Consider the following 13396-nt stretch of genomic DNA (forward strand, 5'->3'; position numbering starts at 1 on the left):
CAGCGCCGGGCCCACGGTCCGACAACGGGAGCCGACACATATGACGACGATCGCCGATACCCGCCGCCGGCGCGGCCGGGTCGTCGCGCGCAACACCGCGGTGGGCTGGTCCTTCCTGCTGCCGAACTTCGCCGGCTTCGTGATCCTCACGATGGTGCCGGTGGCGCTGCTGTTCTATTACGCGTTCACCGAGTGGGACGTGTTCGGCGGCGCCACCTGGACCGGGCTGGAGAACTTCCGGCAGCTGGCCCGGGACGCCAGCTTCTGGACGGCGCTGCGCAACACCCTCTACTACGCGGCCTTCCACATCCCGCTCACCCTCGGCGTCTCCCTCGGGCTGGCGCTGCTGCTCAACCGCAGGCTGCGCGGGGTGGCCTTCTTCCGGACGGTCGCCTTCTTCCCCTACATCACCTCGATCGTGGCCATCGCCCAGATCTGGAACATGCTGTTCAGCCCCGGGTTCGGGCCGGTCAACGAGGTGCTGCGGTGGATCGGCGTGGACAATCCGCCCGGCTGGACCACCTCGGCGGACTGGTCGATGCCGGCCGTCATCGTGGTCGGCACGTGGCGGTACATGGGCTACTACATGCTGCTCTTCCTCGCCGGGTTGCAGACCATCCCGGCCCAGCTGTACGAGGCGGCGCTCGTCGACGGCGCCGGCGCCTGGCAGCGGTTCCGGGCGGTCACCCTGCCCGGGCTGCGGCACACCACCTTCTTCATCACCGTGCTGCTCACCATCGAGAGCTTCAAGGTCCTCGACCTGATCCTGGTGATGACCGACGGCGGCCCCGGCCAGTCCACCCTGGTGCTGTCGCAGTACATCTTCCAGAAGGGCTTCGAGGAGAACCAGTTCGGCTACGCGTCCGCGGTCTCGGTCGTGCTGTTCGCCATCTGCTTCGTGGTGACGGTCGTCCAGTTCGTCGTCAACAAACGCCGGAGCGCCTGATGACCACGCTGCTGCAAACCCCGCCGTCCCGGGTCGCCGACGACGAGCTCCAGCCCGTCCGGCGGCTGTCCGGAGGCCGGCGGGTCCTCGGCTACCTCACCCTCGGCGTGGCCGCCGTCCTGGTGCTGCTGCCGTTCTACTGGATGGTCATGTCGTCGTTGAAGAGCAACAACGACGTCTTCACCGTCCCGGTCCAGTGGATCGCCACCGACCCGGTGTGGAGCAACTACCTCGACATCTGGTCCAAGTCCGACATGACGACCTGGCTGGGCAACACCGTCCTGCTGTCCGCGGTGGTCACCCTGCTGCAGGTGTTCACCGGCAGCTTCGCGGCGTACGGCTTCGCCAAGATCCGCTTCCCCGGCCGGGACGTGCTCTTCCTGGCCTACATCGGCACCCTCGCCGTGCCCTGGCAGTCGTACATGGTTCCGCAGTTCGTGATGATGTCGAAACTCCAGCTCACCGACACCCTGTGGGCGATCGTGGCGCTCCAGGCGTTCGGCGCGCTCGGTGTGTTCCTGATGAAACAGTTCTACGAGACCGTCCCGGACGAGCTGATCGACGCGGCCCGCATCGACGGCATGAGCGAGTACGGCATCTACCGCCGGATCATGCTGCCGCTGTCGGTTCCGGCGCTGGCCAGCCTCACCCTCATCACTCTGGTCACCACCTGGAACGACTACCTCGGTCCGCTGCTCTACCTGCGCAGCCCCGACCTGTGGACGATCCAGCTCGGCCTCAAGTCGTTCATCAGCCAGTACAACGCCGAGTACGCGCTGATCATGACGGGCTCGGTGCTGTCCGTCCTGCCGATCCTGGTGATCTTCCTGGCCGGTCAGCGCTACTTCGTCGAGGGCATCGCGACAACGGGGCTGAAAGGATGACCGCCGCCCGGATCCTGCGGGGCGTCCACCTCGCCCTGACGACGAACCTGCTGCTCGCCGTGGCCTGCTCGCCACTGCTCGCGGTGCTGCTGGCCAGCGACCCCGGGCGTACGTGGCCGCTGCTGGTGCTGTTCGCGCCACTCGGAGCTCCCGCCCTGGTAGCCACGTTCACCGTGCTCAGGGCGTACCCCGATGGTGTGATCCTGGGGTTCTGGTGGGCCTGGCGCGGCTCGGCGCGGCGCGCGCTGACCGCCGGAGGTGTCGCCACGGCCGCGCTGCTGGTCCTCGGCGTGGACGCCCGCTGGGCCTGGGGGAGGCCGATCGGCGCGGTCGTGCTGCCGCTGATCGTCGTCGCCATGACGCTGATCGCCGTCACCACCCTGCTCGTGCTGGTCGTCCTCGCCGAACGACCAGCCGTCCGGCTCCGCGACGCCGCCCGCGCCGGCGTCTACCTCGCGGTGCGCCGCTGGTATCTGAGCCTGTTCTCCCTCGCCGTGCTGGCGGTGTTCGAGGCGCTGCTGGCCGCCCGCCCGGCGCTCGCCATCGGCATCGCCGCCAGCCCGCTGCTGTACGTGGTCTGGGCCAACAGCCGATACACGCTGGCCCCGGCCCTGACCACCGCAGCCCCGACCGCATGAACCACCGACCGGAAGGAAGTCATGACGGCGATCGCCGACCAGACCGGAACTGCCGTGACCGCCGCCCTGCGCACCATCGACGCCAACCTCGCCGCATTCGGCGACCGCTACCCCGGTGACACCACCGAGAACGGCAGGTACCGTCCACGGCCGGCGAACACCGGGTGGACCACCAGCTTCTGGCCCGGCATGTTGTGGCTCGCCCACGACCTGACCGGCGACGACACCTACCGGAAGGCGGCGGCCGCCCACGTGCGCGGCTTCACCGACCGGATCGACCGTGGCGTCGACCTCGACACCCACGACCTCGGCTTCCTCTACACGCTGTCGTGCGTCACCGCCTGGCGGCGCGGCCGTGACCCGGAGGCCAAGCGGGCCGCGCTGGCCGCCGCCGACCACCTGCTCAGCCGGGTGCTGCCGTCCGCCGGCATCATCCAGGCGTGGGGCGACCTCGCCGACCCACGACAGCAGGGCCGCACCATCGTCGACAGCCTGATGAACACCCCCCTGCTGTTCTGGGCCAGCCGCACCACCGGCGACCCGCGCTACGCGGCCGCCGCCCGCCGGCACACCGCCCAACTGCGGGATCACATCCTGCGGCCGGACGACACCACCTACCACACCTTCTACTGGGATCCGGCCACCGGCGAACCCCTGCGCGGCGAGACCGAACAGGGCAGCGCCCACGAGTCCTGCTGGGCGCGCGGGCAGGCGTGGGGCATCTACGGGTTCACCCTCAACCACCATTACACCGGCGACCCCACCCTGCTGGGGGCGGCGGTCCGCTGCGCCGACTACTTCCTCGCCCACCTGCCCGCCGACGGCGTCGCCCACTGGGACCTGATCTTCTCGAAGGACCCGGCCACCGGCGAGGAACGCGACAGCTCCGCGGCCGCGATCGCGGTCAACGGGCTCCTCGAACTCGCCGCCGCCGTACCGAACCGGGCCGACCGCTACCGCGCCGAGGCCGGGCGCATCCTGCGGTCGCTGGTCGACGGCTACTCGACCCTGACCCGGCCCGACTCCAACGCGCTGCTGCTGCACGGCGTCTACGACAAGCCCAAGGACGTCGGCGTCGACGAGGGCAACCTGTGGGGCGACTACTTCTACCTGGAAGCCCTCACCCGCGCCACCCGTCCCGGCTGGACCCACCCCTGGTAAGGAGCACCTCTCTCATGGACTACCGCTACCACTGCTACGTCCCGGCCGAGAACGGGGCGAACTCGCTGCCGTTCAACCCGTGCTCGCTGCTCGACTTCCAGCTGCTCGAACTGGGCGCCGGCGAGACCTGGTCGGGACACTCGGGCAACCGGGAGATCCTCGCCGTCATCCTCGGCGGCACCGCACACTTCACCGTCGGCGGGGAGAAGTTCGCCGCCGTCGGGGGCCGGGCCAACGTGTTCTCCGGAAAACCCCATTCGGTCTACATCCCGTACGGCACCGACTTCACCATCGAAGCGGTTGCGCCGGTCGAAATCGCCCTGCCCAGCGCGCCCAGCGACCTGGCCACCGCGCCGTACGTCATCGAACCCGGACAGGTCGCCTCCGGACGGTGGGGAGCGGCCAACTTCGGGCGCGGTTACCACCAGATCCTCACCGAGATCGCCCAGCCCACCCTGCCGGCGCGGCGGCTCATCGTGGGGGAGACCTTCACCCCGTCCGGGAACTGGAGCACGTACCCGCCGCACCGGCACAAGAACGACAACCTGCCCGCGGAGGCCGCGCACGAGGAGATGTACTACTTCCGGGTCGCTCCGGCGGGCGGTTTCGGGATCTGCCGCATGTACACCGACGAGGGGTACGAGGAGAACTTCACCGTCCGCGACCACGGCGTCCACATGATGCCCGAGGGATACCACACCGTGGTCAGCGCGCCCGGTTACACCACCTACTACCTGTGGTTCCTCGCCGGGGCACAGCGCACCCAGGGCGCCCACGAGGACACCGACCTGTCCTGGGTGACAAAGACCGTGCCGTTGCTGCGCGACCTGGGGCATTGATGGTCCTGGACAGCTTCCGGCTGGACGGGCGGGTCGCCCTCGTCACCGGCGGCAACCGCGGTCTCGGCCGGGCGTGCGCGGAGGCCCTCACCTCCGCGGGCGCCTCGGTCGTCGCCGTCGACAGCAAAACCCTTGATCTTCGTACGGCGGACCTGCACTCCTACGTATCGGAGCTGGGGCGGCTGGACATCCTGGTGAACAACGCCGGGATCATCCGGCGGGCGCCGGCCGCCGAGGTGACCGGCGCCGACTGGGACGAGGTGCTCAGCGTCAACCTGGACGCGGCGTTCCACCTCAGCCAGGCGGCCGGGCGGGTGATGCTCGCCCAGGGACACGGGAAGATCATCAACATCGCGTCGATGCTGTCCTTCCAGGGTGGCATCCGGGTAGCGGCCTACACCGCGTCGAAACACGCCATCCTCGGGCTGACCAGGGCGCTCGCCAACGAGTGGGCCGGGCGGGGAGTCAACGTCAACGCGATCGCGCCCGGCTACATGGCCACCGACAACACCGCCGCACTCCGGGTCGACCCGGAGCGTGCGCCCGGCATCCTGGACCGCATCCCGGCCGGGCGCTGGGGCACCCCGGACGACCTCAAAGGGGCGGTTGTCTTCCTCGCCTCGGACGCCGCCCGCTACGTCCACGGAGCGGTCCTCCCGGTGGACGGGGGATGGCTGGCCCGCTGATCCGCTCACGGGGAGCAGATCAGCGGGCCCACCACCGGCTGAAAACGAGACGCGCCGGCCCGCTGAATCAGTCGGGCCGGTGCGTCTGTAGAACGGGGATCAGAGCGGGCGGATGTTCTCCGCCTGCGGGCCCTTCTGACCCTGGGTGATGTCGAACTCCACCCGCTGGTTCTCGTCGAGGCTGCGGAAGCCGCTCGACGCGATCGCGGAGAAGTGGGCGAAGACGTCGGGGCCGCCGCCGTCCTGGGCGATGAAGCCGAAGCCCTTGTCACTGTTGAACCACTTCACGATACCGGTAGCCACATCTGCTCCTTCGAAGGCTGTTGGAGACCGCGGTGTGCGGACTCTCACGCCGCCGCGTTGATCACCCGCGCCGGAACCGACACGACAAACGAAAAAGCGCCTGGGCGGGTTCAGATAACCCCATCAGGCGCCGGCAACGTCTTTGGAAATCAAAACTGCAACGAGAAGACCCTAGCACAGTATGGGTGGCGGCCCCGGGCTTTCGGGTGTGACAGACGGTCCTTCTCATGGGAGAGAAGGACCGTGCGGCGTGGGTCAGGCGGTGCCGGCCTGCTGGCGGCACTGGTGGTCGCGGTTGTACTGGAGGGCTTCTTCGAGCTGGTCTTCGAGGATGATGATCCGGCAGGCGGCCTCGAGTGCGGTGCCCTGATCGACCATCTCCCGGGCACGTGCGGCCAGGCGCAGCTGGTAGCGGGAGTAGCGGCGGTGTCCGCCGGCAGAGCGGAACGGGATGATCAGTTTTTCCTCGTCGAGGCGGCGGAGGAAGTCCTGCGAGGCGCCCACGATCTCGGCGGCGCGGCCCATGGTGTAGGCGGGGTAGTCGTCGTCGTTGAGCATGTCGTCGGATTGGGCCATATATACCTCTTCATGATCGAGGGCCCCGGCGCAAGTTGCGCCGGGGCCCAGGGTTACGGGTTGAACACACCATCTACCGACAGGTTCGTCGGGTTCTCGTTTCCACGCCGTGCCGCTGTCGGCGACGTCGGGCGCGAGGACCGCATAAGCGTGACCGGAGACCACCTCACATTCGATGTGACCACGGTGTCCGCCTCAGAACTGGAACTACGTCCTGACGGCGGGCGATCCAACGGCGTCCAGCCCTCCCTTTCCTCTTCTTTCACTACCAACGGTGAGATCCGCCGATGCCGGAACCACACGCGACTTCACGGCCCGCACATGTGCGGCGGATTTTTGCTGCATCAGGCGGAGCCCCGAACCTGCATCGGCCCTGCCTGGTTGCCCTGACCTGGAATTACGTCAAGGTCTTGTCGTGCACTTGCTGTCTTGCGTGCGGTGACGTGGGTCCACCGCGGTCACCGAGCGAGCCGCGAGAAGTTCCGGGCCCGTCTTTGACGCTCGGTGTGTTACGTCAGCGTCTTCAACCGATTCCTGTCGTCAACGGAGGCAACATTACCCAGGCCCACCGAGAATGTCTAGTCTCGGGAGACCAGATTTTCTCGGCGCCTGATCGCGGCTTTTCCGGCCGCGCCGCCGGCCTTGATCTCGGCGAGCACGGCCCGGCCGTCCGGAACGGGCATGGTGAGGGCCAGCGGGATCAGGCCCGGCGAGGCGCCTGGTCGTACGGCGGCCGCCGGTGCGGGAAGCGCAGGCGTCAGGGGAACCGAGAATGTCAGAGGGGGGTGCCATCATCCTCGGCATGGAGATTCTGCCGGGTGAGGGCGTGGCGTCGGCCAAGGTGGGCGAGACCCGTGACGTGGTGGAGAGCCGGGTCGGCCCACCGGTGCATCCGGGCCGGGGCGTGCGGGCCGTTTACGACACCGACCCGATGCTGGTGATCAGCTACCACGCCGACGACACCGTCGAGCTGGTGGAGATCGCCGCCGGCGGCGAGGAGGTGTTCTTCGAGGGCGTCCAGTTGACCGGCCGGTTCATGGGCGATGTGGTCGCTGAGCTGGCCGAGCGGGGGCTGCGCGCCGAGCCGTTCGACATCGGGTTCAGCTTCGTGCCCGGGTTCGCGATCTTCTCGATGGGTTCCCGGACCGCCCGGGACATCGACCCGACCGCGTCCGATGACGATGAGCGCAGCGTGGTCGAGGGCGTGTCGGTGGCGCCGTTCGACTACTTCCGGGAGCCGACCGAGGCCCTCGTCCCTGAGCACCAGGCGAAGCGGTCGACCGACGGCGCGGGCCGCTAGATCATGCGGTCGGGTCCCAGCGATGCCGTGCTGCTGTTCGACGGGGAGATCAGCGTCCACTACCGGTTCCTCTGGCTGGTCGGTGGGTCGGACTGGCCGGAGCTGGTCAGCGCGCGGGCCGGGCAGCGCAACGGCATCCTCGGTGCGGCCGCGCCGGGCATCCTGTCGATGATCACCGGGCTGCACACCGGGCGGGTTCCGTTCCGGGTGGAGTGGCACGACAGCGAGCCACCGGTCGACCCATGGTGGGAGGACGTGGTGGAGGTGTCCTACCAGCCGCCGGGCACCGAGGTCGCGCTGTGCGCGTTCGAGCAGTTCGTGCACCTGACGCTGCCCCGGGCGGACAGCCTGCGGGCCCGGTTCTGCGCCGAGGGAATGGACGAGGGCGCCGAACAGGACACTGCGTTCGACGAGGACCCGGGTCCGGACCGCTATCTGCTGGCGCTGTGGCCGGCGCCACCCGCACCCGAGGCGATCGTGCGGGAGACCAGCGACCAGGCGTCCTATTGGCACCAGGTGGCGCGCGGGGCCCGGCGGGCCTAGGCGTGGAAACAGCGGTCCGGCCGGGCGGTAGGTCAGCTGGGCAGGTCGGTGTAGACGGTGCGGAATGCGGACAGGACGCGGCGCCGCGGCGGGCACTCCCGGATGAGCCGTTGCGCGGTGGCGTACCCGGCGAAAGTGCCCCCCGGTCGCCCATACGGCGGCCACCCGGTTGCCGCGCCGCAGCACCGACAGATAGTCGCGGGCGGGCTGCCACGTAGAACGGCGAATGGGCCCGGGCATGAGCGACCAGGGAGGTCAGCCGGGCGCACAGCCGCTCGGCGCGGTGGTCCGGGGGCGCGGCGCAGGTCCCGGATGACGGAGAACAGACGATCCGGCCATGACTGTTCGTCATGGCCGATGATTCAGTCGTCCGAGGGCAGGATCCGGCGGCCGAACTCGATGTCGTCCAGGTCGCCGTGGAACTGGTCGGTGTCCACGTCGGTCTGCGCGGCGTTGATCCGCTTGCCGCCGATCACCACGGCGCCGCTCGGCAGGATGTCCCGGAGCTTGCCGGTCTGCCGGGCGGGCGGCGTCATCTGGCGGCCGGTCACCGGGTCGTCCACCCGGATCTGGAACAGCACCGGCGACAGCCGGTAGCAGGTCACCCGGTACCAGCGCCCGACCGTCAGCGTCAGGTCGGCCGGCAGCAGCACGAACTCGGTGCCGTCCGACCAACGGCAGGACGGGCGGCCGGAGTCGACCTGGAGCTTCCACTGGCTGACCCCGGCGCCCGCCGCGCCGAACTGGAACACGTTCATCCCGGCCGCCGGCGAGGGCGGCTCGGTGAGGCGGATGTTCGCGGCGTACACGAAACGTCCATCACCCGGCGTGAGGGTGACCGCGTTCGCCGGCCGGATGATCGCTTGCGGACACGGCGCGATGGTGCAACTCCCGCCCGGGAAGCGCAGGAAGCCGTCCACCGAGGTGATCGTGCCACCGCCACCGGTCAGGATGTTGCCGTGCAGGCCCTTGCCGCTGCTGTCGGCGACCCGGGCCGCATCCACGAGGTCGCCGCGGTAGAGGAGTTCGAGTTCACCGGGTGGCGGCGCGGCGAGAGCCGGGGTGGCGGCGAGGACGGCGGCACACACCGCGCCGATGGTGGAACGCAGAAACGTCATGCCGCGAGTGCACCGGAAAGGCCCAGCACGCGACAAGATGGATCTGTGCGACCGACCCTAAAGAGTCGCGGGCACCTCCCACGGCGCCTGCGGCAGCACCCGGCCGGTCTCCAGCAGCGATTTCAGGTTCGCCATGACCGCCGGCCAGCCCAGCGACACGGCCGCCAGGTCGTCGTCGGTCGCCAGGTTCACGTGGGTGACGGTCAGCCGGACGATGTCGTGGTACGGCTCCACCAGGAACGTCACCGTCGACGAGTCCGGCTTCGCCGGTGCGCCCGCCTCCCCGAACGTCATCACCAGCCGGCGGGGCGGCTCCACCTCCAGCACCACACCGCCGGCGTCGGCCACCTCCGACCCGTCGACCCGCCGGTGCTCCCACGGCGAGCCGGGCCGCCAGTCGGACACGTTGCTGTGCCCCCAGTAGGCGCCGGTCAGATCAGCATCGGTCAGCGCCTCCCACACCCGTTCCGGGGTGGCGTGGATGTAGGTCACGTACACGAAATCGGGTTTCATCCGGGGCTCCTCCGCCTGTCGCCGGATCGCGTCGAGCACACCCAGCCGGGGCTGCTCGAACGGTGCGATCCATCGCTGCTGCAACTCGTGAATGGGAACCGGGTTCAGGTAGTGCCATCGCTCCCGGCCGCGCCGGACGACACTGATCAGGTTCGCCTCGCGCAGCACCTCGAGATGCTGCGTCACCGACTGCCGGGTCATCTCCAGCCGCGAGCACAGCCGCCCGAGGGTCTGGCCGTCCTCCTCCCGGAGGCTGTCCAGCAGCCGACGGCGGGTCGGATCGGCGAGTGCCTTGAACACCAGGTCCATGACCTGCATTATGCAGGCAACTGACTGCATGTCGTCAAGGATAACGCGACACTCACCGCCCAGCCACCGTCGGCCGGGCCGGCGCTCGCCGTGCCGCCCGGCTCCTCCGCGCGCTCCCGCAGCGACCGGATGCCGACGACGGGCCGCCACGACTCCGGCGGGACGCCGTCGTCGGCGACCGTCGGTTCGAGCCGCCCGTTCGCCACCACGGTGACCGTGCAACCGCCGCCACGGGTGGACGCGGTCATGGTCCGGCACATCGACGACATCCTTTGGCGGTGTATGCGCCAGGACGACGCGCTGGGTCCACAGGCGGCGCCGGCCACCGTCCTGGCACAACGTGACCTGGTGCGAGAGTTGCTCAGCAGTACTGGCGGTCCGGTCCGGGACCAGCTGCTCAGTCTCCTCGCGAATCTGTCACGGTTCGCGGGCTGGCTCTCCTTCGACCTCGCCGACTACGGTGCCGCCGACGGCTACTACGAGGTCGCGCGCACCGCCGCGCACGATGCCCGCAACACCGAACTCGGGATCATGGTGCTTTGCAACATGAGCCACCTGGCGACCTGGCGTGGGCGACCACGCGTGGGCATCGGCCACGCGCTCGCCGCTCAAGGGCGGGCCGCGCAGATCTCGGACCGTCGGCTCAGGGCCTACGCCTTCGACGTCGCGGCCCGCGCCTTCGCCAAGGACCGCCGGGAACGTGACGCGGCGGCGGCGCTGGAACGGGCCGAGATCGAACTCGGCGAGGTCGTGGACGAGTCCGCGTGGGCCTACTTCTCCAATACCGGCTTCGACGTATCTCGGCATCCGATCGTGATTCCGAATGTCTCGTCTTCGAGGAGTCGTACGAGCCGCGTGCGATGGAGGGCGGATTCGTCGTCCCGTCAGTGGAACGGCGGCCGGGAGAAGGCCTCGTCGTATACCTCGCAGATCGCGTCGAGGTGGGCTGCGGCGAGGTCGGAGACGCCCGCCTCGAAGGTGACGCCCATGTCGGCCATGGGGGGAGATGTCACGGCCGGGTGACCACCCGCTCTGAGCCCGGCGGCCGCGGCAAAGGATTGACCCGGCAGGGGCGCGCGGCTCTGTCGTACAAGGAAAGGGCCTGGGACGAAGGACACCCCGCTGCCGTCAGGGGCGGCAGCGGGGCGAGTGGGTCAGCGGAGGGCGGGCTCTGATGAAGGGGCCGTGGGTTCCGCGTGGTGGACGACCGGGTGGGAGCGTTCCAGGGCCGCGCCCTCGACGTCCACGTCGGGCAGGATGCGGTCCAGCCAGCGGGGGATCCACCAGGCGGAGTCGCCCAGCAGGTGCATGATCGCCGGGATCAGGAGCATGCGGACCAGGAAGGCGTCGACCAGCACGCCGAAGGCGAGGCCGAAGCCGAGCGACCGGATGATGGCCGTGTTGGAGAAGATGAAGCCGCCGAAGACGCTGATCATGATGATGGCGGCCGCGGTGACGACCGTGCGGCCGGCGTGGACGCCCTGCCGGACCGCGACCCGGGCCGGAGCGCCGTGGGCGAACGCCTCGCGCATGCCGGAGACCAGGAACAGCTGGTAGTCCATGGCCAGGCCGAACAGGATGCCGATCAGGATGGTCGGCAGGAAGCTCAGCACCGGGCCGGGGTCGTGGACGCCGAAGAGCGCGCCGAGCCAGCCCCACTGGAAGATCGCGGTGACGCCCCCGAACGTGGCGAACAGCGACAGGATGAAGCCGAGCGTCGCGGTGAGCGGGACCAGGATCGACCGGAACACGAAGATCATGATGATCAGCGAGAGGCCGACGACCAGGCCCAGGTAGCCGGGCAGCGCCCTACCGAGCTTCTCCGAGATGTCGATGTTGCCGCTCGCGGTGCCGGCCACGCCGAACGTCACGTCGCCGGAGATCGGGGACAGGCCGCGCAGGTCGCGGACCAGCTGTTCGGTGGACGAGCTGTTCGGGCCGCCGTCCGGGATCACCTGGAAGGCGAGCGTGGTGTCATCGGCGGACGCGCCGATCGGGGCGACCGCGGTGACGTTGTTCTGTGCCAGCAGCAGCGTGCCGATGCGGACCTGCTCGTCCTGCTGGGCGTCGCCGGTCAGCGGGGCCGGAAGGTCGGCGACCACCAGGATCGGGCCGTTCACGCCGGCGCCGAACCGCTCCTCGGTCAGGTGGTAGGCCTGGTACTGGGTGGACTCCCTGGCCTCGGACGAGCCGTCCGGCAGGCCCAGCCGCATGGACAGCGCCGGGATCGCGACCGCCACCAGCGCGGCGGTCAGGCCCACCACGGTCAGGATCGCGCGGCCGGTGCTCATCGGCCTGTTGTCGAACGCGGCCTGCGCGTGGGCCCCGCGGTTGAGGACACGGCGGCCGATCAGCGACAGCAGCGCCGGAGTCAGGGTGACGGCGAGCAGCACGGCGACCGCCACGCAGATCGCGCCGACCGTGCCCATCAGGCCGAGGAACGGGATGCCGGTCACGTTCAGCGCGAGCAGGGCGACCAGCACGGTGGCGCCGGCGAACACGACCGCGTTGCCGGACGTGCCGTTGGCCAGGCCGATCGACTCGTGGAAGTCCACACCGGCGAGAAGCTGGCGGCGGTGCCGGTTCAGGATGAACAGCGAGTAGTCGATGCCGACCGCGAGGCCCAGCATCACGCCGAGCACGGGGGTGATCGACAGCATCTCCACCACACCGGACAGCGACAGCGCGGCGGTCACGCCGATGCCGACGCCGGTCAGTGCGGACAGGATGGGCAGGGCGGCGCCGACCAGCGTCCGCAGCATGACCAGCAGTGTGATCGCGGCGATCACCAGGCCGGCCACCTCGCCGACGCCGAGGATCTGCGGCACCTCCTGGGTGATCTCGTTGGAGAACTCGACCTCGACCCCGGCCGGCACATTGCCGCCGACGTGCTCGATGACGCTCTTCTTGACCTCGGGCGTGACGTCCAGCTGCGGTTTCTCGAACAGCACCTGCGCCACCGCGGTCGAGCCGTCGGCCGTGACCGTCCGGATCGGCGCCGACATGGCCAGCAGCTTGCGGCCGCGGTCCAGTTCGGCGCTCTCCGTCTCCAGTTGGGCGCGTTTCTCGGTGAGCAGGGCCTGTTGCTCGTCGACCTTCGCCCGGGTGGCCGGGTCCAGTTCGATGCCCTTCGCGGCGTTCAGCTGACCCTGGCCGGCGTCGAGCCGCGCCCGGCCGGCGTCGATCTGCCGCACCCCGTCGGCGACCTGTTTCCGCCGGTCGGCGATCTGCTGCGCGATGGCGAACGGGTCGGTCGTGGACCGGACGCCGTCCAGTTCGGCGGTCGAGGTCAGCAGCGCGCTGATCGCGGCCCGCTGCTCCTCGGTGAGTGCCGAGGAGTCCGGGGTGTGGAAGACGAGGCGACCACTGCCGCCGCTGACGGCCGGCAGCCGTTCGGCGAGCCGGTCGCTCACCTTCTGCGTCGGGGTGCCCGGGATGTCGACCATCGGGGACAGGGCGCCGCCGGCCGTGAGGTAGCCGGTCACCGCGATCCCCAGGATCATGAGCCAGGACGCCAGGACGATCCCGGCACGCCGGGCGGAGAACCTGCCCAGCCGGTAGAGGAGCTCGGCCACTGTGT

15 protein-coding genes are annotated in these 13396 nt (G+C 69.6%); 9 read left to right on the forward strand and 6 right to left on the reverse strand.

The window, feature by feature from the left end:
- Window positions 1-40 precede the first annotated feature (40 nt).
- Genes KZ829_RS18065 through KZ829_RS18090 form a run of 6 tightly spaced genes read left to right on the forward strand, consistent with a single transcriptional unit; the run spans window position 41 to window position 5154 of the window.
- The gene (locus tag KZ829_RS18065; RefSeq protein WP_220145083.1) at window positions 41-946 is read left to right on the forward strand and encodes a carbohydrate ABC transporter permease; all 906 of its coding nucleotides are present in this window, start codon (window positions 41-43) and stop codon (window positions 944-946) included.
- Window positions 946-1830, forward strand: a complete 885-nt coding sequence (locus KZ829_RS18070) for a carbohydrate ABC transporter permease (RefSeq protein ID WP_220145084.1) — start codon at window positions 946-948, stop codon at window positions 1828-1830. The genes KZ829_RS18065 and KZ829_RS18070 overlap by 1 nt, the downstream gene beginning before the upstream one ends.
- Entirely contained in the window at window positions 1827-2468 is a 642-nt protein-coding gene (locus tag KZ829_RS18075) for a hypothetical protein (RefSeq protein WP_220145085.1), read from the forward strand. Before KZ829_RS18070 ends, KZ829_RS18075 begins: the two co-directional genes overlap by 4 nt.
- Window positions 2469-2489: 21 nt before the next feature.
- Window positions 2490-3629, forward strand: coding sequence for a glycoside hydrolase family 88 protein (locus KZ829_RS18080; RefSeq protein WP_220145086.1), 1140 nt, complete (start codon window positions 2490-2492; stop codon window positions 3627-3629).
- 14 nt (window positions 3630-3643) lie between these two features.
- Window positions 3644-4468 (forward strand): 5-deoxy-glucuronate isomerase, encoded by an 825-nt coding sequence (gene iolB, locus KZ829_RS18085; protein WP_220145087.1) that lies wholly within the window; start codon window positions 3644-3646, stop codon window positions 4466-4468.
- On the forward strand, window positions 4468-5154 hold the full coding sequence (locus tag KZ829_RS18090) for an SDR family oxidoreductase (RefSeq protein ID WP_220145088.1): 687 nt from the start codon (window positions 4468-4470) through the stop codon (window positions 5152-5154). Before iolB ends, KZ829_RS18090 begins: the two co-directional genes overlap by 1 nt.
- A gap of 99 nt (window positions 5155-5253) precedes the next feature.
- Here KZ829_RS18090 and KZ829_RS18095 read toward each other — a convergent pair whose 3' ends face one another.
- Together KZ829_RS18095 and KZ829_RS18100 are read right to left on the reverse strand one after the other, a co-directional pair.
- Window positions 5254-5457 (reverse strand): cold-shock protein, encoded by a 204-nt coding sequence (locus KZ829_RS18095; RefSeq protein ID WP_183227523.1) that lies wholly within the window; start codon window positions 5455-5457, stop codon window positions 5254-5256.
- Window positions 5458-5712: 255 nt separating this feature from the next.
- Complete coding sequence (locus KZ829_RS18100; RefSeq protein WP_220145089.1) at window positions 5713-6033, reverse strand: MerR family transcriptional regulator; 321 nt, start codon at window positions 6031-6033, stop codon at window positions 5713-5715.
- 802 nt (window positions 6034-6835) lie between these two features.
- Between KZ829_RS18100 and KZ829_RS18105 the strand changes: the two genes are divergently transcribed.
- Window positions 6836-7333: a hypothetical protein gene (locus tag KZ829_RS18105; protein WP_220145090.1), complete on the forward strand. Its 498-nt coding sequence runs from the start codon at window positions 6836-6838 to the stop codon at window positions 7331-7333.
- A 3-nt stretch (window positions 7334-7336) separates the two neighbouring features.
- Window positions 7337-7876 (forward strand): hypothetical protein, encoded by a 540-nt coding sequence (locus tag KZ829_RS18110; RefSeq protein WP_220145091.1) that lies wholly within the window; start codon window positions 7337-7339, stop codon window positions 7874-7876.
- A 362-nt stretch (window positions 7877-8238) separates the two neighbouring features.
- Here KZ829_RS18110 and KZ829_RS18115 read toward each other — a convergent pair whose 3' ends face one another.
- Genes KZ829_RS18115 through KZ829_RS18125 form a run of 3 tightly spaced genes read right to left on the reverse strand, consistent with a single transcriptional unit; the run spans window position 8239 to window position 10064 of the window.
- Window positions 8239-8994, reverse strand: a complete 756-nt coding sequence (locus KZ829_RS18115; RefSeq protein WP_220145092.1) for a hypothetical protein — start codon at window positions 8992-8994, stop codon at window positions 8239-8241.
- A 57-nt stretch (window positions 8995-9051) separates the two neighbouring features.
- A complete protein-coding gene (locus tag KZ829_RS18120; RefSeq protein ID WP_220145093.1) occupies window positions 9052-9816 on the reverse strand; it encodes an ArsR/SmtB family transcription factor in 765 nt (254 codons plus the stop codon).
- A gap of 8 nt (window positions 9817-9824) precedes the next feature.
- Window positions 9825-10064: an ATP-binding protein gene (locus KZ829_RS18125; protein ID WP_220145094.1), complete on the reverse strand. Its 240-nt coding sequence runs from the start codon at window positions 10062-10064 to the stop codon at window positions 9825-9827.
- On the opposite strand from KZ829_RS18125, the gene KZ829_RS18130 reads away from it, so the two are divergent.
- Window positions 9946-10839, forward strand: a complete 894-nt coding sequence (locus KZ829_RS18130) for an NsdA family TPR-like regulatory protein (RefSeq protein ID WP_504739915.1) — start codon at window positions 9946-9948, stop codon at window positions 10837-10839. The two genes, KZ829_RS18125 and KZ829_RS18130, sit on opposite strands and share 119 nt — an antisense overlap.
- A 131-nt stretch (window positions 10840-10970) precedes the next feature.
- Here KZ829_RS18130 and KZ829_RS18135 read toward each other — a convergent pair whose 3' ends face one another.
- The gene (locus KZ829_RS18135; RefSeq protein WP_220145096.1) at window positions 10971-13391 is read right to left on the reverse strand and encodes an MMPL family transporter; all 2421 of its coding nucleotides are present in this window, start codon (window positions 13389-13391) and stop codon (window positions 10971-10973) included.
- Between the last annotated feature and the right edge of the window lie 5 nt (window positions 13392-13396).

The sequence above is a fragment of the Actinoplanes hulinensis genome (genome assembly GCF_019429605.1).
Lineage (GTDB): Bacteria > Actinomycetota > Actinomycetes > Mycobacteriales > Micromonosporaceae > Actinoplanes > Actinoplanes campanulatus.